Origin of the sequence: Agrobacterium sp. 22094, assembly GCF_052046015.1 — a bacterium.
Taxonomy (GTDB): Bacteria; Pseudomonadota; Alphaproteobacteria; order Rhizobiales; family Rhizobiaceae; genus Agrobacterium; species Agrobacterium cavarae.
Window position 1 is genome coordinate 412231 of record NZ_JBQEPX010000003.1, and the last position, 18471, is coordinate 430701.

Here is an 18471-nt window from a genome sequence, read left to right on the forward strand (position 1 = left end):
TGATCATAAATATCCGGCCGCGGAAACTGCGCGGCCGGATGTCACCTGGATTTCAGGTTGGTGATATCGCTGTCGCCCGGAATGAGCTGCATCGGCCAGACGATGTGTTTGGGCTGTTGCGGATAGAAGCTGCTATAGGCCGGCATGGTCGACAGCAGGGTCTTGCCGACGGAGACGCCGAGATCGCGCAATGACATACGGAAACTCGTCAGTCTCGGCTCGAGAAACTGGCCGCTCGGGCCCTCGCGAAATCCGATGACAGCGAGATCTTGTCCGGCGCGAAGTTTCACCTCTGCAAGGCGCCGGTAAAGACCGATCGCCATCAACTCGTAAATCAGGATCAGGGCCGTGGGGCGTGGCCGCATCTGCAACCATTCGCTTGCCGCGTGATAGCCACCCTGTTCGCTGGACCTGGCGCGAATGATGAGTTTTTCGTCATAGGGGAGAGACGCGTCCTCCAGACCCTTGCGATAGCCTTCCAGGAAAATGTAGCCGAGATTGATGTCGGTGTCGGGTGCTGCAACAGCGATCGACCGGTGGCCGGCGGCCGCAAGGCGAGCCACGGCGGTTCTTGCCACACCTTCGAAATCGAGATCGATCCAGGCGTGATCGGTGCTTGAGCCCGTTCGCCCTAGGGTGACAAAGGGCAGGCGCGTTTGCTTGAGGAAATCGACGCGCTTGTCGATCCGGCTGGTGGACGAAATGACCATCGCATCCACCATGCGCCTTGCCACCATGCGCTTCAAATATTCGTCGGGATCCTCTTCCGCAGGACAAGGCAGGACGATGAGGTCGAGATTGTGGGTCGAGAAAACACTCTGCAAGCCATCCGTCACGCCCAGGAAGAAGTTGTCGGCGTTTTCGACCGCTTGCGTGTCGGACCCGGTCATCAGGCCGATGACGTTCGTGGCACCCTGTCGCAGGCTGCGCCCGGACTGGTTTGCGACGTAGCCCAGCTTTTCTGCCGCCTCCAGCACCCTGCGACGGGTATCGTCATTCACATCCGGCTTGCCATTCAAGGCGCGGGATACGGTGCCGATAGAGATGTCCAGATAGTCTGCGAGCTGGCGGATACCCTTCATGCATGTCCTCCCGGCTCCAAACCAGAGAAGCCTTTCACTACGGTCTTGACACATCTAGCACCTTAAGCATAGTCTCGTAAACGTTTACGAAAGCTGGTTCCGCAAAGAGGAGTTTGCGGGCAGCAGGGAGGACAATGTGACATTGAATGCCGTTTTGTGCGGGTGCGGAGCTATGGCCAAAGGCTGGCTGCGCGCGATCGCCTCACATCCAGATTTGCAATCGTCGATCCGCATATGCGGTCTTGTCGATCTGAACGAGAACGTCGCCCAGGCGCTGGCCGACGAGTTCGTGCTCCAAGACGTCGTTATCGGCAGCGATCTCAAAGACGTTCTTACCAAGACCAAAGCTAATGTGGTTTTCGACGTCGTCATCCCCGATGCCCGTTTCGGCGTGGTTGCCGCTGGCCTTTCGGCTGGCTGCCATGTGTTGAGCGAAAAGCCGATGGCGCCTTCCCTGGAAGAGGCGAAGACGCTGCTGGAGCTTGCCAAAGGTGCTGGAAAAATCCACGCCATTGTTCAAAACAGACGCTATATCAGAGGGATACGCCGCTTGCATCGCGCCGTTCAAGATGGTGTTATCGGTGAGTTGACTGCTATTCATTGCGACTTCTTTCTGGCGCCGCACTTTGGCGGCTTCCGTGAGGAAATGCAAAATGTGCTGCTGCTGGATATGGCGATCCACACCTTCGATGCAGCGCGTTTCGTCGCCGATCAAAACCCGCTGTCGGTCTATTGCGTGGAGAGAAATCCAGCCGGCTCATGGTACGCCCATGGAGCATCGGCCAACGCCATCTTCGAACTTTCAAATGATGTGGTCTTCACCTATCGCGGCTCGTGGTGCGCTGAAGGCGAGCGGACAAGCTGGGAAAGCACATGGCGGCTGGTCGGATCGAAGGGCATGATCCTTTGGGATGGTGAGGATGGTTTCTCGGCAAACGTAGCGGGAAGCGACGAAGGGCTTCTGCGCGGAACTTCTGCCGTAAACGTTTCTGAAAACGTGAATGAAGAGCAGACGGAAGGGCATGCGAGCGTGCTGTTGTCATTCCTGCGTGCCATCGAAAATGGGACGGTTCCAGAGACCGTCTCCTCCGACAATATCAAAAGTCTGGCCATGGTCATGGGCGCGATTGAAAGCGCCCGCACCGGTCAGCGTGTTCTCATCGAGATTTGAGGTCTAATATGAGCGATCCAGCAAAATCCGTCCGCATCGGCACGATGGTCAGTGCCACAAAAGGGGATGCCGCCGAGCGAATCTCGGAAATCGGCGACCTTGGATTCGAGAGCTTCGAGCCGTTTTTCTGGCAGACGACCAATGGCCAGGATCTTGCGGAACTTGGCAAACGCTGCGTCGAAGCCATCGGCGACCGCGACATCACCATTTCGACGCTTGGCATGTTCGGCAATCCGCTGGAAGAGACGGAGATGGACCTCCAGACCCTTCAAGGCTGGAAGGACTGCATCGACAACGCCCATCATTTCGGCGCCACCTGCGTGGCAGGCTTTACCGGCCGCGTCCGCGGCAAGCCTTTGCCGGAAAGCCTGCCGCGCTACAGGGAAATATGGAGCGAGCTGGCGAAGCGCGCTGCCGACAAGGGCGTGAAGATCGCCTTTGAAAACTGCGCCATGGACGGCAACTGGCAAACGGGTGACTGGAACATTGCCCACAATCCGGATGCCTGGGAACTGATGTTCAACGAGACGCCGGATGATAATATCGGTCTGGAGTGGGAGCCCTGCCACCAGATGGTCTATCTGATCGACCCGCTACCGCAGATCCGCAAATGGGCGCACAAGATTTTCCACGTCCACGGCAAAGACGCGACCATCCGTTGGGATGTGATCAAGGAGCATGGCATCTTTGGCAAGCATCCCTTCGTCTTCATGCGCACGCCAGGCTTCGGCGACAGCAACTGGACCGACATCATTTCCGAGCTTCGGCTGGCAGGCTGGTCCGGCTCCATCGACATCGAAGGCTGGCATGATCCGGTTTATCGCGATCAGCTGGAAATGACGGGCCAGGTTCATGCGCTCAACTATCTGAAGCATAGCCGGGGAGGGTCCTTCGTCGATCTCGCCGCAGAATATGGAGGCGGCGACCCGTCGCTTTTGTAAGACTCAAGCCGGGGGGAACCGGCATCGCAATCATGATCAAAGGAGGAGTATCATGACTATTGCAAAGCTAATGGGTGCAGTTGCACTTGCCGCATTGTCGACGCCCGCATGGGCCGAGCAGGTTCAGATCAATCTTTGGACCGTCGATCGACCGGGCGAATATCATTACAAGATGGCGGAGGAATTTTCCGCCAAGAACCCGGATATCAAGGTCAACGTCCGATCGGTCCAGTTTCCGGACATGGTCAACGAGTTGGCCAAGGCCATGGCGACAGGCGAAGCGCCGGACGTCACCTATATCGACAACCCGGATGTCGCGCTCTTTGCATCGCGCAAGCTGCTGCTCGACATGAAGCCGATGATCGACAAAAGCTCGGTGATCAAGCTCAATCAGATCCTGCCTGGCCCGCTAGCCTCCGTGACCTACAAGGATGGCGTCTACGGCATTCCGCGCGGCGCAAACACCATCGCGCTCTACTACAATGCCGACATGTACAAGGCCGCAGGGCTCGACCCGGACAAGCCGCCGCAGACATGGAACGAGCTTTATGATGCCGCCAAGAAGCTGACGCAGCCTGATAAGGGCGTTTATGGCTTGGCATTCTCCGCCGCAGCGACCGAAGAAGGTACCTTCCAGTTCCTGCCATGGCTGCAAATGGCCGGCGGCGATTACAACAAGGTCAATGTTCCGGGCGGTGTGGAAGCGCTCACACTCTGGAAGAAGTTCATCGATGAGGGGCTTGCCTCCAAGGACACGCTGATCCGTGGCCAGTGGGATTCGACCGGTACCTTCAATGCCGGCAACGCCGCCATGAGCATTTCCGGCCCATGGGAACTGCCGCGCATGAGCAAAGATGCGAAATTCGATTATCGCGTCGCGATCCTGCCTGTTCCCAAGGAAGGAGCACCGCATGCTTCGGCTCTGGGTGAAGGCGACAACGTCATCGTTGCCAACTCCAAGCACCCGAAGGAAGCGTTCAAGTTCATCGAATATATGTATGAGCAGATGCCGCGCGTCTGGAACGACTTCGGCTATGTGCCCGCCTATCCGGTGAAGGTCGAGGATCCGAAATATCCACAGGCGTACAAGGTGTTCGAGGAGTCAATGAAGTTTGCGCGCAATCGCGGCCCCAGCCCCGATTGGTCGAAGATTTCAAAGGCGATCCAGACCGCGATCCAGACGACGCTGACCGGCCAGGCCACGGCGGAAAATGCGCTGACGACAGCACAGAAGTCGATCGACAAGATCCTCAAATAGGCTGGACGATCCGGTCCTTTGATCGAGAGGCTGCGGGCGCGTTCACGTCCGCAGCCAGTTTCCAAACTATGAAGCGCACGGTCCGACCTGGTGGAACGCGCATATGAGATGTCGGGAGGCGAAATGCTCCGTTTCAATCGAGTTTTCCGCGATGGTGGTGGGTTTGACAGCGCGCTCGTTCTGTTCGCGCTCGCCTATCTCGTTACCTTTTCCGCCTTCCCGTTGATCTACAATCTGGTCATCTCGTTCCAGAGCGTCGATCTCTTCACCATTGCCACCTTCGACCGCCCGTTTGTCGGTCTCGATAACTACCGCGAAATCATCGACGATCCGCTGTTCATGCCGATCGTGCGCAACACCTTTCTGTTTGTTTTCCTGTCCGTCATTTTCCAACTGGGGATCGGCCTGGCGCTTGCATTGTTCTTCCGGCTCGATTTTCCGGGCGCATCCTGGCTGCGTGGTCTGTTCCTTGCGGGCTGGATCATGCCGGGACTGGTGGTCGGTGCCATCTGGGGCTGGATTCTGGCCGGTGACTTCGGCGTGGTGAACTGGCTCCTGCAATCACTCGGTATCACCCAGCAGAAAATCTTCTGGCTCTCCGACCCATCGATCTCGATCTACTCCGTCATCATCGCCAATATCTGGCTCGGCGTTCCCTTCAACATGATCCTATTGTCGGTCGGTCTCGCCTCGATCCCCGATGACGTCTACGAGGCGGCGGAACTGGATGGAGCGACACGCTTGCAGCGCTTCTTCACCATCACCCTGCCGATGATGCGGGCGCAGCTCGGTGCCGTCATTTCGCTTGGCATCATTTTCACCCTGCAGCAGTTCGACCTTTTCGCGGCGCTGACACAAGGCGGTCCGTCGAATGCCTCCAACGTGCTGCAATATTGGTCCTGGGAGCTTGCCTTCCGCGAATACCGCATCGGCCATGGCTCGGTCGTTTCCGTCGTGATGACCCTTCTGGTCATCGTCGTCGCCACCGCTTATGTCCGCTCGACGAGGCACGAACATGTTGTCTAGCACCCCCTGGAAACGCTGGCTCCTGCTGGCCATCGCCGTCGCTATCGTCGCGATCTACCTCTTCCCGCTCTACTGGATGTATGTCACCGCGCTGAAGACTAACACCGAGACCTTCGCCAACCCGCCGACACTCTGGCCGCATCATCCCGAGTTGAAGGTTACCCGTGTCTGGAGCGACATGGGCATGGATACCTTCATCCAGAACTCGCTGGTCATCGCCTTCGGTACGGTCTCGCTTGTCGTGCTCTTCGGCACGGGTTGCGCCTACGCTCTGGCGCGTGTCCGCTCGGTCTGGATGGATCTGGCACTCTTCCTCGTTCTGATGCTGCAGGTCCTGCCGCCATCCCTGATGGTGACGCCGATCTTCGTCGCTTTCAGTCAGCTTGGCCTGCTGTCATGGCCGCGCACTGGCGTCATCCTGGCAACGGCTGCCAACAAGCTGCCGCTCTATATCGTTCTGGTGCGGGCAGCCTTTACCCAGGTGCCGCGCGAGCTCGAAGAGGCGGCGCTGGTGGATGGCAACAGCCGCATTGGCGCATTCCTTCGCATCTCGGTGCCGCTTGCCCGCAATGGCATACTGGTTTCGGCGATCCTCATCTTTCTTCAGTCGCTGGGCGAATATGTCTATTCGCGCTCGCTCATTACCGACAGGGCCTTCCAGCCTGCGACTGTCGGCCTGCAGTTCTTCGTCGGGCCGAATGCCTCCGATTGGACCGGCATCATGACCTTCGCGGCGATCTACGTAACGCCCATTCTCATCATCTTCGTCCTGCTTCAGCGCCGCATCGTCAGCGGCCTGACATCCGGAGCGCTCAAATGACATTGCAGATCGAACTGTCCGGCATCCAGAAACACTACGGCGCCTACCATGCGCTACGCGGCATCGATATCGCCATTCCGAAAGGCCAGTTCGTGGCGCTTGTCGGGCCGTCCGGCTGTGGCAAGTCGACGTTGCTGCGCACCCTTGCGGGGCTGGAAACGATCTCGAGCGGCATGATCCGCATCGAAGGCCAAGATATCACCCGCCAGCCGCCGCGCATGCGCGATATCGCCATGGTGTTTCAGTCCTATGCGCTCTATCCGCATATGACAGTGGAAAAGAACCTCACCTATTCGCTGCGGTTGAAGGGTGTTTCCAAGGCCGAGGCACGCCGCAAGGCGGAGGAGATCGCCCAGATCACCGGCCTCACCACGCTCCTTGCCCGCTATCCGCGCGAGCTTTCCGGTGGCCAGCGCCAGCGCGTCGCGATGGGGCGCGCCATCATCCGCAATCCCAAGGCGTTTCTCTTCGACGAGCCGCTGTCCAATCTCGATGCGGCGCTTCGCGTTCACATGCGCGCTGAAATTCGCAAATTGCACAACAGCCTCGGAGCAACGTCTGTCTATGTCACACACGACCAGATCGAAGCCATGACCATGGCCGATCACGTCGTCGTCATGCGCGCCGGCGTGATCGAGCAGCAGGGCGCGCCGCTTGAGCTTTACGATCGACCGGTCAACCTCTTCGTCGCAGGGTTTATCGGTTCTCCGGCCATGAACTTTGTAGCGGCGATCGCTGCGGAAGACGGGCGAACGCTGGTTTTGAATTTTGGTGGAAAGTCTGAACCTCAGACGATCATGTCCCCCGTTGCCTTCACGCCGGGCGCACGTGTCACCGTTGGTATCCGGCCGGAGCATATCACGCTCGCACCGCCCGGATCGTCGACGATTACCCTGCCGGTCGGCATTGTGGAAACCACAGGCTCCGCGACCACCGTGACCACGGCGACGCAACCGGAAATGACGGTGGCGCTTCAGGGAAGAAGCAATGTGAAAGCGGGGGACAGCGTCGGCTTCAATATCGATCCAGCGTCGTTGCATCTGTTCGACCATGAAACCGAACAGCGGCTCTGATCTTCAAGGATCGGTAAAGCCTCCAACGCGCAGATCCAGCGTGCCCGATTTCGGATCGCTCTTGAAGAAGAGCGTCCCGTTGTCATGGGATTCGGCTGCAACATAATCGAAGGTCACATCCGCCGTATCCGTTGTTCCGTCTGCGCTGCGCAGCGTGCCGACCACATGCACCGTTGCGGCGGTTGTCTGGCTGACATTGTGGATATCGAAGTTCACCCTGAAGCCGTTGCTGGCGGGCTCCATGGAGACAACGGACAGTTCGAAATCCGCTTTCGCATCGTCATAGCGATAGATGTCCCATGAGATCCAGCCGAGCAGTGCTATCACGAGCAAGGATGAGATGATGCCGGTGACCCACTCGATCCAGTGGGGCGAGGATGTTTCCATATGGCCGTCTGCGGAGGATTTGGTCATGGCGTTCTCATAGCACGAGGCGGGCCGAAGCAGCGCCGATGGCTGCAGGGAAACTCAAGATGACGACGGCTCCGACGATCTGCGACAGGGATGTTCCCGTCAGTCGTTCGAAGCTCCACAGGCAGTAGAGGCTGATGCCAAGCGCGATGACATAGCCCGGCATGGTAAAGCGGATGAAGGTGTGCCACCAGGCGCTATCTTCTGCATGGCCGTGCCCGCCCTTGAAGTGGAGAGCATAGACAAACCCATGCATCAGAGTGAGCGACAGGAGTACTGTTAGCAGCGTCTGATAGGGCGTGATCTTGTAGGCGATCAGGATCATTTCCTCAGTCGGCGCGACATTGAGTGCGAGGAAGAGGGCGCCGACCAGCATCATGAACAGCTCAATGAAGTAGCTGGTCTCCGTCTGGGCGTCGTCGCCTTCGTCATCGTCTTCGGAATGCATGCCAAGCTGGCTGCGGCCGAGAAGCGCGCCGATACTGGCAGGGACGGCCTGAAGCGCAATCTTTGCCACCGTCGTGCTCGTCGTCGCCTGGTCGTTGATCAAGCCGAAGAGGGCAAGAATGGCGGCGCTGACGATGATTGCAAGGCCGTAGGCCGTCACCGCATCTCGGATGACTTCGATCCAGGAGGAGGTTTTCTCAAAGCCGACACGCTTTGCCAGCACCACCAGAAGCGGGATGTTGAGAACGCAGAGCAGGAGCAGTTTTTCCCGCGACATGTAGAAGCCGAGAAACCACAGCTCCATCGTCATCAGCATGGGAAGCGCAAAGAGAAGCGCACCGCCCACGCCACGCGCGAGGCCAACCAGAAACTCCCGTTCCTTCGATGAATATTGCGTCGCGCTATCGGCCATCTTATCCCCCCGGAATAGGCGTATAACCTTCTGGATTAAGGCCGGTTCCCGCAGCCGCAAACGCAGGCTTTTTCAGAGGGATCGACCGACTCAGTCCGGTGCTTGGTCAAGGGGGTATCGAAGTTAATTTTAGCCGTGGCTAAGGGCGTGCGTTAACCATTTGTTAACCAAATCACCGCTACCTCTCTATCAACGATTTCTTTACCAAGATGACCAAAGTGCTAACAGACTCGCGTTCGATCCGTATCAAGGGCCGCTCATTTCTGGCGGTCGTTCTTTCTCCCGAGTCGCCGCTGGATGTCTGGCTGGAGCGGCTGGACGATCTGGCAGCGCGCTCTGCCGGGTTCTTTCTGTCACGTCCGGTGGTGCTGGATGTGGCGGATCTGAAGCTCGACAAGGCAGGCCTGAAGTCCTTGCTTGCCGAGCTTTACAATCGCAACGTTGCCATCATGGGCATCGAGGGCGCACGCCCTTCGATGATCGAAACCGGCATGCCGCCAGCGCTGAAGGGCGGAAAGCCGGCCTCCGATGTCGAGGTTGAGCCGGTGGCGCTTGCCGAGGTGGAAACGCCGGCGGAGCAAAGAGCACCCGTGACGGAAATCCGCAGCGTCGTGCAGTCGCTGATGATCAGCGAGCCGGTGCGCTCGGGCCAGTCGATCATCTTTCCCGAAGGCGATGTGACCATCGTCGGTTCTGTCGCCTCCGGCGCAGAAGTGATTGCCGGCGGTTCGATCCATATCTATGGCGCGCTGCGCGGACGCGCAATGGCGGGTTCACTTGGCAACGCTTCGGCACGCATTTTCTGCAAGAAGCTGGAAGCCGAGCTTCTTGCCATCGACGGTGTTTACAAGGTTGCGGAAGATATCGACCCGAAGCTTCGGGGACAGGCCGTCCAGCTCTGGCTGGAAAACGATACGATCAAGGCGGACAAACTCAATTAAGCCGTAAGCGGCAGGAAACAGGAGATCAGGATGGGGAAGGTAGTAGTCGTTACCTCCGGAAAGGGAGGCGTCGGAAAGACGACGTCGACCGCAGCCCTCGGTGCAGCGCTGGCACAGAACAAGGAAAAGGTCGTCGTCGTGGATTTTGACGTCGGTCTTCGTAACCTCGATCTGGTCATGGGTGCGGAACGTCGTGTGGTCTATGATCTGGTCAATGTCATTCAGGGCGACGCCAAGCTGACGCAGGCGCTCATCCGCGACAAGCGTCTCGATACGCTGTTCCTGCTGCCGGCCTCCCAGACGCGCGACAAGGACAATCTGACGCCGGAAGGTGTCGAGTGGGTCATCTCCGAACTCAAGAAGCATTTCGATTGGGTGATCTGCGATAGTCCCGCGGGTATCGAACGCGGCGCAACGCTTGCCATGCGGCACGCTGATATCGCCGTCGTCGTGACCAATCCGGAAGTCTCGTCTGTGCGTGACTCCGACCGCATCATCGGCCTTCTCGATTCCAAGACGATCAAGGCTGAACGGGGCGAGCGGATGGAAAAGCACCTGCTTCTGACCCGTTACGATGCCGCCCGCGCCGAGCGCGGCGACATGCTCAAGGTCGATGACGTTCTGGAAATCCTCTCCATTCCGTTGATCGGCATCATTCCCGAAAGCATGGACGTGCTGCGCGCTTCCAACGTCGGTGCACCGGTCACGCTGGCTGACGCCAAGTCGGCGCCAGCCATGGCCTATTTCGATGCGGCACGACGCCTGTCGGGCGAAGACATTCCGGTTTCCATTCCTGGCGAAAAGCGCGGCATCTTTGCCAAGATTTTCGGGAGGGCCGCATGAGCATCTTCAACCTTTTCCGCAAACAGAAGTCCGCACCCGTCGCACGCGAACGGTTGCAAGTCCTTCTTGCGCATGAGCGCACCAATCAGGGTTCGGATCTGGTCGTCATTCTGCGTGAGGAAATTCTGGCGGCGATCGCCAAGCATGTGCAGATCGATAGCGATAAGGTCCATGTCAAAATGGACAGCGACGAGCATATGTCGCTTCTGGAAATCGATGTCGAAATTCCATTGAGCGCGTCGCTTCGCGCTGCCTAACTCGATCAAGATAACGCCGGGCACTGTCCCGGCGTTATCGTTGGGCGGTTTGATCTTTCCATCAGGCGCGATTCTGGACTAAGCCTGTCTTGATCGAGACTGAAGGATGGTTTGATGGCAGAGGTGGAGAAGGCGGACGAGCGGGAAAAACAGACCCACCGAAGAGGCTTTGGCGTTTCCACCGTCTACGAGACGCTACGCAACGAGATCATCGAATTGCGGCTTGCGCCCGGCAGTCCGATCGATGAACTGCAACTCTCCGAACGTTTTTCGCTGTCGCGCACGCCCATTCGTGAGGCGCTGGTCCGTCTTTCCGCCGAAGGGCTGATCACGACGCTGACCAACCGCGCCACCATCGTCTCGCAGATCGATTTTCTCGGATTGCCGGAATTCTTCGACGCATTGACCCTGATGTATCGCGTTACGACTCGGCTTGCTGCGGCCAATCATACAGAGGCTGATATCGCGCAGATCCGCACCCTGCAAAGCGCCTTTGCCTTGGCTGTCGAGCAACGCGACGCGCTTGCGATGATTTCCACCAACCGCGATTTTCATGTCGCGATCGCGCAGGCTGGCGGCAACCGTCACTATGTCGAGCTCTTCACTCGGCTGCTCGACGAGGGACGGCGCATCCTTCGCCTCTACTACTCCTCGTTCAATGATGTCCTGCCCAACCAGTATGTCAGCGAGCATGAAGACATGATTCAGGCGATCATCGACCGGGACGTCGAAAAGGCGGACGCGCTTGCCAGGGCGCATGCCGATCAGATCGTCACACAGATCCGCTCCTACATCACGGCCGATACTCGCCAAAGCGCCAATCTCAGCCTTTAAATTCAAAAAGAGCGCCTTTGGCGGAACGCCCAGCATTTGCGCCCAGATTTCATGTATTTTATTTGTCGACAAGATCGAAATCCAATGCTACAAGGGCTGCATATCAGGCGGCTATGGTGCCGCAAAAGGATTGGAAACCATGGCCAGCACGATCTTCACCGGATGCATCCCCGCCCTCATGACGCCTTGCAAGGCGGACAGAACGCCTGACTTCGACCTGCTGGTGAAGAAGGGCAAGGAACTCATCGCGGCCGGCATGTCGGCAGTCGTCTATTGCGGCTCCATGGGCGATTGGCCGCTGTTGACAGACGAGCAGCGCCAGGAAGGCGTGCAGCGTCTTGCTAAAGCGGGTGTTCCGGTCATCGTCGGCACCGGCGCCATCAACACCAAGTCGGCCGTCAGCCACGCTGCTCACGCTGCAAAGGTGGGCGCCAAGGGCTTGATGGTCATTCCGCGCGTTCTCTCCCGCGGGTCTTCCGTTTCTGCGCAGAAGGCGCACTTTTCCGCCATTCTCGAAGCGGCAAACGGTCTTCCGGCGGTGATCTACAACAGCCCCTATTATGGCTTTGCGACCCGCGCTGATCTGTTTTTCGATCTGCGCTCGCGCTATTCGAACCTCATCGGCTTCAAGGAATTCGGCGGCAAGCAGGACATGACCTACGCTGCGGAAAACATTACCGCCGGTGACGATGATCTGACGCTGATGGTCGGCGTCGATACGGGCGTCTACCACGGCTTCGTCAATTGCGGTGCAGGCGGTGCCATCACCGGCATCGGTAACGCGCTGCCAAAGGAAGTGCTGCATCTGGTCGCTCTGTGCGAAAAGGCCGCGAAGGGCGATGCAGCGGCACGGGTTGAAGCGCGCGAGCTGGAAGAGGCGCTGACGGTGCTCTCGACCTATGATGAAGGTCCTGACCTCGTTCTGCACTACAAGTATCTGATGGTTCTGAACGGCGATACCGAATACACGCTGCATTTCAACGAGACGGATGAATTGAGCGCCTCGCAGCGCCGTCATCTGGAAAGCCAATACACCTTGTTCCAAAACTGGTACGCATCGCGTTATTCGGCGTGACTACTACCGACTTCGACGCATGACGCGATTGCCAAGAATTGCGCTGTGCATCAAGTCTCGTTCTTCGTGCTATACCTTACGGTTCAAACATCTAGCAGGCGGCCAGACAACGGCCGCCTCTTTTTTATTTCAGACCCGGACGCGGAAACTGATTTGCCGATCGCGATGGAATAGAGTTCAAGCAGAGAATCGCGCGTTTCGCTTAAGCTCAGAGGCGATCGTGCAAAATTCCTAAATGCCAGACAGCACTATTCTTTTCGCGGTTTGTTTGCGAATTGTTTAAAATCTTACATTAACGTCGCCCCAAAATTAGAGGGGCTCGTCGCATGAAGAAGATTCTCAATTCCGTTTCCGGAAAGCTTATCTTAGCTACCGGAACAGCTATTGCCGGCATCATGATTGCTTACACGGCGGTTAACGTGATGAACGTGAAGTCAGCGACCGAGCGTGACGTGATGGCGCTCGCAACCGAGAAGGCTGCTTCAGTCAGCGAGAAGATCGCTGGAGACATCTCCGTCGCAACATCCGCAGGCGCAACGCTTGCTGCCACGATCGGTGGTTTCATCGAAAACGGTTCGCGCAGCCGCGCCGACATCGTTTCAATGATCGAGACCGTCGCGCCGCAATATCCGAACGTGTTTGGCGCGTGGATGTGTGAACTGATCGACGGCAAGAGCCCGAAGCCGACGGTCGGCAAGGAAGCTCTGAACGAGGAGGGCATCTTCACGCCCTACTGGACAAAGGACGACAGTGGCAAGATCGGTCTCTCAACCTGGAAGATCAAGCCAGAGGACGAATATTACGGCGGTGTGGTGAAGACCGGTAAACCGCTCATCACCTCGCCCTATCTGACCAACACGAAGCAGCTCGTCACGTCCGTCTCCGTGCCAGTCAAGGCCGCAGGAACGATGGTCGGCATCGCAGGCGTTGATATCAAGCTCGGCGATCTGACGAAGAGCTTGGCGCAGATCAAGCCGTTCGAAGGTGGCGACGTCATGCTGGTCGCGAACAACGGTAAGTGGCTCGCCCACGACAACGCCGACAATCTGATGAAGGATTATTCCGATGTCGGCGCCGATCTCGTCAAGCAGGCCTTGGCCGACGGCAAGATGCGTGTGATCGAGGGTCTCCCGGACGGTTCTGTCCGTCTCGTCTACCCCTTCACGGCACCCGGCATGAACACCACCTGGGCGACGGTCCTGGATGTGCCTTCGGCCGTCTTCTCCGGGCCAGTCTGGCAGCAGATCTATAGCATGCTGATCGGTGGCCTGATCATTCTCGCAGTGACGCTTGGCGTGATCCTCGTTGCCACGCAGATCCTGATCAAGAAGCCTCTGACATCCGTTCTGGGTTCCGTCGGCAAGATGGCCAATGGCAATTACAAGGATCAGGTTGCCCAGACGGGCAAGCAGGATGAACTTGGCAATCTGGCCGCATCACTTGAAAAGTTCCGTTTTGCGCTTGCCCGCGGCGAAGACGTTCAGGCCGAGCAGGAAGAACTCCAGCGCCAGGTCGAAACCGATCGCAAGCGTCAAAGCGACATCGACAATGCCAAGGCTGAAGATCTTCGACACTTCGTCGAGCTGGTTCAGAGCCGCTTGAATTCTCTGGCAAGCGGCGACCTGACGGTTCGCATGAACGAGAAGGTCGCTCCTGAATTCGACACGATCCGCCAGAATTTCAACATCTCGGTATCTGCGCTGGAAGAGACGATCAGCAATGTCGTGAGCGCAGTCTACACGATTCGCTCCGGTCTAAGCGAAATCTCCACCGCGTCGAACGATCTGGCTCGCCGTACCGAACAGCAGGCCGCCGCTCTGGAAGAGACCGTTGCAGCCCTAAGCGAGGTCACTCGTGGTGTGAACGACACCGCCGATGGTGCAACGGATGCGCAAAAGACCGTTAATGGCGCCAGGGCGGATGCTGAAAAGGGTGGCGACGTCGTTGCCCGCGCCGTCGCAGCGATGACCGAAATCCAGGGATCGTCCAGCAAGATCGGCAACATCATCAGCGTCATCGATGAAATCGCATTCCAGACGAACCTTCTGGCGCTGAATGCGGGTGTCGAAGCCGCACGCGCTGGCGAAGCAGGCAAGGGATTTGCGGTGGTTGCGCAGGAAGTGCGTGAACTGGCGCAGCGCTCCGCCAATGCCGCAAAGGAGATCAAGGGCTTGATCTCCACCTCGTCCAGCCAGGTCGAAACCGGCGTTCATCTGGTTGAAGAAACGGGCGATTCGCTTGGCAAGATCGTCAAACAGGTTCTCGGCATGAGCCAGACCATCAACCAGATTGCAGCCGGCGCCCGTGAGCAGGCCGTCAGCTTGAAGGAAGTCTCGTCGGCCGCCGATCAGATGGATAAGGTTACGCAGCAGAACGCAGCGATGGTGGAAGAAACCACCGCTGCTGCTCAAAGCCTGTCGCAGGAAACCGAAAACCTGGCCAGCATGGTGGGACGCTTCCGCGTCAGCGGAGATACGAGGCTCGCCTCGAACCCGTCCCACGCACGCTACGCCATGGCGAGCTGATCTGCGATTTAGAAACGAGAGCCCCTTGCATCCCTTGGGACGCACGGGGCTCTATCTTTTTGACCCGACGCATCGTGCTTTCCAGAAATCGGTTCCGATTTTCGGGCCGATGCCGTAGTGGCAAAGGGCTTACAAAATCCCCCAGGCCCTAAAACGTCCGCGGCCTGTCATTTCGCGCAGCTCCAGCTGGTTGGCAAGGACCATCGCGCCCTGTGGCGTGGTACCAAGTTCCTTGACGATCATGGATGTGGAGACGACTGGGTTTGCCAGAACCAGTTCGACCAGATCCGGCAGTCGCGAATTTGACCGCTTTCCGACCAACCGTCTCTCCATCCGGCTCTTGCCGTTCAAAAGACGGTCGTGTTCCTTCATGCCGAGTTCGGCCGCTTCGATCATTCCATCGAGGATCGCGACCAGTCGTTCTTCCTGATCGCGCGAATGGCGCCGTTCTCTGTGAATGGCGCGAAGTCCGCTGTTGAGCGTCGGCAGGATTGTCAAACCATTGGCGCGCAGCGATGCGGCTGCGAGTTGCCGACCCAGCCACGGGCTTCGGTCCGACACCTGGATATCGCGCCAGGCATCGAGGAGAATGGCAGCCTGCAGCGGCGCCGGATAGTTGGAATAGCGATCGACAAGCTTCCGCCACAGATGCAGTCTTTCTTCCTCGCTATATTCATCGGAGTGTTCGACGGCAGGGCTGTGGATCGACGTCTCCGACTGACTGCGATAGCTCAAGGCATCTGCGACAAGGGCGGTGCTGCGTGACAGCACGGCGTCCATCTGAGCCAACTCATCGGCAAGAGCTTTGTCCGCATCGTCTGGCTCTTCGAAGTCCGCCTCTTCGCCATCCGAAACCAGGTTTGATGGGGCGGCCTGCGGCTGGACGTTTTTCCCGCGGAGGAGATCGATGCCGTGATCGCTCAGCGCCCATTGCGCCGGATGACTTTCCATCAGCCGCCTTGCCCTCAGAATACGGTGGGCATTGACGATCTCGTTCGTCGGAGCGCGAATGTCCATACGTGCATCGTGCAAGACGAGATCCTCGACATGGACCAGTTCCCCATCGACCCAAAGCGAGGAAACGGCATCGTGGAAATTCTGTCGCTGCAGAAATCCGTCTCTGATCGGAGATCGGCTGACCCTTTCATCGAGACGCGCCAAAGCCTCGCCAGCCCGCGTCAGGGACTGCAGGAGCCTTGTGGCTTTCAATAAAGAGAACTCATAGGTCATTGGAATCACTTAAAGGACAGACCGGAATGAAAGCAATCCTGGCTGTTCACTTTCAACCGATGTTTACATCCAAGAAGATTAAAGTCTAAGAGGCTTGGAGCTGTCTCCAGGGCCTCACGCCTGCTTCGGCAGATCGATCTTCGCTTCGAAGCCCTGTTCCCGACCTGGGGCGGGCGAGGATAGAGTGAGCAGCGCATTCATCCGCTTTGCCAGATTGTCGACGATCGCAAGGCCAAGGCCAGACCCAGACGCCTGGGTTTGGCCGCGCATGAAGCGGGTTGTCAGTCTCGGCAGAAGTGCTGGATCGATCGCCGTTCCGTCATTGACGATCCGAATGGACCTGTTCTTATCGACATAGATATCGACCGGCGAATCTTCGGGACTATGCGTCAGCGCATTTTCCAGGAGATTTCGAATAACGATACCGAAAGCGTCCGGATCGACCTTGGCTTTCAGCGGCCCGTCCTCTGGAAGATGCAAGTGAATGCGTCCGGCGCCAAGTTCTGAGCGGCTCATATCCTCCACCACGAGTTCCAGCACTGGGAGAAGATCGATGATCGTATCGGAGATGCCGATACCGGCCTCCGCGCGCGACATCTGCAAAAGCTTCTCGGACAGTTGCGCGAGATTGGAGAGCGACAATTCGATCTGATCGACGCGCGGGGCAAGGTGCGGTGGAATATCCGCCTTCAAGCGTTGCGCCTGGGCAAGCGCTCCGGCGATCGGCGTTCGCAATTCATGCGCGCTGTTGGAGGCAAAGGAACGCTCTGCTTCCAGCGCTGAACGCAACCTCTCCAGCAGCAGATTGACCGAGCGGGCGATCGGATCCAGTTCGGTCGGAAGGCAATCGGAATCGACCGGCGCGAGATTGCCGCCATCCTTGCGGGCAATGTCGTCTCTCAGCGTCTGGATCGGCACCAACGTACGACGGATGACGAGAATGACGGCAATGATGCTGGCCGGGATGAGGACAAGGACGGGAAGAATGAGTGCTGTGGATGCTTCCTCAATCGCTTCGCGGCGATTGGCGAAAGCGTCGGCCACCTGAAGATAGAGATCCCCCTCCGGCGTGACCACGGTGTAGATTCTTTGGGTATCCGTATCGGCAAAACCCGGCCTCAGTGGTACATCGAAGCCTTCTCTGGCGCTCTCATGAGAGTGCAGCAAAACAGCACCGTCGCGATCGCGCACCTGATAGGTCAGATATTCCGAGCCGGTCGTCGGCTGGCCGAGACGCCGTTGCGCTTCTGGGCTGCGTTCGCGAAGATCCTCTGCGACGAGCGGCAGCAGCCGGTCGGCTGTTTCCTGGACGCCGCTGTCGAAGATTTCCGCAAACTCTTCCTCCATGACCATCACGCCAAGGGCAGATGCGACCATCCAGGAAATAGCCAGCACGCTGACCAGCGCGAGCACCATCCGGCGCGTCATGCTCGTTTTACGAGGCCCCGTTCTAAACGGTATGAGATCAGCGAATTGTATAACCAAGCCCTCTTACGGTTTCCACGCGATCCGAACCGATCTTCTTGCGCAGCCGACTGATATAGACCTCGACTGTGTTGCTCTCGATTTCGGCACCGAACTCATACAAGGTTTCCTGCAGCTGCGCTTTCGAGATCAGTGCGCCCGGTCTCTCGACGAGCTTTTCCAGCACCGCCCATTCCCGCGCACTCAGTGTCAGTGAGCGGTCGTTGACCGTAATACTTTTCGCCGCCTGATCGATTTCAATACCGGGCAATCTGACGATCGGCGTCGAGCGTCCCTCATAGCGGCGGGACACGGCAAGCATCCGGGCTGTCAGTTCGCCAAGATTGAACGGTTTGACCAGATAGTCGTCCGCCCCGGCATTCAGGCCCTCGATCCGGTCGGAGACCTGATCATGGGCAGTCAGGATGATCACGGGGACGGCATTGTTCGCTTTGCGCAATGCCCGCAAGAGGCTGAGCCCCTCGCCATCGGGAAGACGCAAGTCCAGCAGGATGAGACCATAGCTCACGGTCTCGGTCGCCGCCATGGCTTCGCCCAATGTCTTGAACCAATCCACGGCATGCCCTGCTGCCGCCACGTGATCCCTTAGTGCTTCTCCCAGCACATGATCGTCTTCAACCAGCAGAACGCGCACACCGAC

General features: G+C 58.1%; 18 protein-coding genes. 12 read left to right on the forward strand and 6 right to left on the reverse strand.

From position 1 onward, the window contains the following. Nucleotides 1-41: 41 nt before the first annotated feature. Nucleotides 42-1082 carry a LacI family DNA-binding transcriptional regulator gene (locus tag ACTJK5_RS16815; protein WP_112952980.1) on the reverse strand — a complete coding sequence of 347 codons (1041 nt, stop codon included), beginning with the start codon at nucleotides 1080-1082 and terminating at the stop codon, nucleotides 42-44. A gap of 136 nt (nucleotides 1083-1218) precedes the next feature. Here ACTJK5_RS16815 and ACTJK5_RS16820 point away from each other — a divergent pair, with 136 nt between their 5' ends. The 6 genes from ACTJK5_RS16820 to ACTJK5_RS16845 all read left to right on the forward strand — a co-directional run bounded on the left by ACTJK5_RS16820 (nucleotide 1219) and on the right by ACTJK5_RS16845 (nucleotide 7371). Further along, a complete protein-coding gene (locus ACTJK5_RS16820) occupies nucleotides 1219-2253 on the forward strand; it encodes a Gfo/Idh/MocA family protein (protein ID WP_440612871.1) in 1035 nt (344 codons plus the stop codon). Between the two features lie 8 nt (nucleotides 2254-2261). Then, nucleotides 2262-3194 carry a sugar phosphate isomerase/epimerase family protein gene (locus ACTJK5_RS16825; RefSeq protein ID WP_440612872.1) on the forward strand — a complete coding sequence of 311 codons (933 nt, stop codon included), beginning with the start codon at nucleotides 2262-2264 and terminating at the stop codon, nucleotides 3192-3194. A gap of 52 nt (nucleotides 3195-3246) precedes the next feature. Further along, a complete protein-coding gene (locus tag ACTJK5_RS16830) occupies nucleotides 3247-4452 on the forward strand; it encodes an ABC transporter substrate-binding protein (RefSeq protein ID WP_440612873.1) in 1206 nt (401 codons plus the stop codon). A gap of 123 nt (nucleotides 4453-4575) precedes the next feature. After that, complete coding sequence (locus tag ACTJK5_RS16835) at nucleotides 4576-5478, forward strand: carbohydrate ABC transporter permease (RefSeq protein WP_062424015.1); 903 nt, start codon at nucleotides 4576-4578, stop codon at nucleotides 5476-5478. Next, on the forward strand, nucleotides 5468-6298 hold the full coding sequence (locus ACTJK5_RS16840) for a carbohydrate ABC transporter permease (RefSeq protein WP_156462352.1): 831 nt from the start codon (nucleotides 5468-5470) through the stop codon (nucleotides 6296-6298). Before ACTJK5_RS16835 ends, ACTJK5_RS16840 begins: the two co-directional genes overlap by 11 nt. Beyond that, nucleotides 6295-7371, forward strand: a complete 1077-nt coding sequence (locus tag ACTJK5_RS16845) for an ABC transporter ATP-binding protein (RefSeq protein ID WP_440612874.1) — start codon at nucleotides 6295-6297, stop codon at nucleotides 7369-7371. Before ACTJK5_RS16840 ends, ACTJK5_RS16845 begins: the two co-directional genes overlap by 4 nt. A 3-nt stretch (nucleotides 7372-7374) precedes the next feature. On the opposite strand, the gene ACTJK5_RS16850 is transcribed toward ACTJK5_RS16845, so the two are convergent. Both ACTJK5_RS16850 and ACTJK5_RS16855 read right to left on the reverse strand, forming a co-directional pair. Next, complete coding sequence (locus ACTJK5_RS16850) at nucleotides 7375-7785, reverse strand: TIGR02588 family protein (RefSeq protein WP_144620315.1); 411 nt, start codon at nucleotides 7783-7785, stop codon at nucleotides 7375-7377. A 7-nt stretch (nucleotides 7786-7792) separates the two neighbouring features. Continuing rightward, on the reverse strand, nucleotides 7793-8641 hold the full coding sequence (locus ACTJK5_RS16855) for a TIGR02587 family membrane protein (protein ID WP_440612875.1): 849 nt from the start codon (nucleotides 8639-8641) through the stop codon (nucleotides 7793-7795). Nucleotides 8642-8850: 209 nt separating this feature from the next. Between ACTJK5_RS16855 and minC the strand changes: the two genes are divergently transcribed. From minC to ACTJK5_RS16885, 6 genes are all read left to right on the forward strand, one after another. Continuing rightward, complete coding sequence (minC, locus tag ACTJK5_RS16860; protein WP_162740995.1) at nucleotides 8851-9582, forward strand: septum site-determining protein MinC; 732 nt, start codon at nucleotides 8851-8853, stop codon at nucleotides 9580-9582. Nucleotides 9583-9612: 30 nt separating this feature from the next. Next, a complete protein-coding gene (gene minD, locus ACTJK5_RS16865) occupies nucleotides 9613-10425 on the forward strand; it encodes a septum site-determining protein MinD (protein WP_062424020.1) in 813 nt (270 codons plus the stop codon). Beyond that, nucleotides 10422-10682 carry a cell division topological specificity factor MinE gene (gene minE, locus ACTJK5_RS16870; protein WP_062424021.1) on the forward strand — a complete coding sequence of 87 codons (261 nt, stop codon included), beginning with the start codon at nucleotides 10422-10424 and terminating at the stop codon, nucleotides 10680-10682. The genes minD and minE overlap by 4 nt, the downstream gene beginning before the upstream one ends. 114 nt (nucleotides 10683-10796) lie before the next feature. Further along, nucleotides 10797-11516 (forward strand): GntR family transcriptional regulator, encoded by a 720-nt coding sequence (locus ACTJK5_RS16875; protein ID WP_113261543.1) that lies wholly within the window; start codon nucleotides 10797-10799, stop codon nucleotides 11514-11516. A gap of 139 nt (nucleotides 11517-11655) precedes the next feature. Then, the gene (locus ACTJK5_RS16880; protein WP_440612876.1) at nucleotides 11656-12591 is read left to right on the forward strand and encodes a dihydrodipicolinate synthase family protein; all 936 of its coding nucleotides are present in this window, start codon (nucleotides 11656-11658) and stop codon (nucleotides 12589-12591) included. A 326-nt stretch (nucleotides 12592-12917) separates the two neighbouring features. Beyond that, complete coding sequence (locus ACTJK5_RS16885) at nucleotides 12918-15116, forward strand: methyl-accepting chemotaxis protein (protein ID WP_440612877.1); 2199 nt, start codon at nucleotides 12918-12920, stop codon at nucleotides 15114-15116. Between the two features lie 129 nt (nucleotides 15117-15245). Here ACTJK5_RS16885 and ACTJK5_RS16890 read toward each other — a convergent pair whose 3' ends face one another. The 3 genes from ACTJK5_RS16890 to ACTJK5_RS16900 all read right to left on the reverse strand — a co-directional run bounded on the left by ACTJK5_RS16890 (nucleotide 15246) and on the right by ACTJK5_RS16900 (nucleotide 18465). Beyond that, nucleotides 15246-16346 (reverse strand): RHE_PE00001 family protein, encoded by a 1101-nt coding sequence (locus tag ACTJK5_RS16890; protein ID WP_440612878.1) that lies wholly within the window; start codon nucleotides 16344-16346, stop codon nucleotides 15246-15248. A gap of 114 nt (nucleotides 16347-16460) precedes the next feature. After that, nucleotides 16461-17774 (reverse strand): ATP-binding protein, encoded by a 1314-nt coding sequence (locus ACTJK5_RS16895; protein WP_440612879.1) that lies wholly within the window; start codon nucleotides 17772-17774, stop codon nucleotides 16461-16463. A gap of 37 nt (nucleotides 17775-17811) precedes the next feature. After that, a complete protein-coding gene (locus tag ACTJK5_RS16900) occupies nucleotides 17812-18465 on the reverse strand; it encodes a response regulator (protein ID WP_062424025.1) in 654 nt (217 codons plus the stop codon). Between the last annotated feature and the right edge of the window lie 6 nt (nucleotides 18466-18471).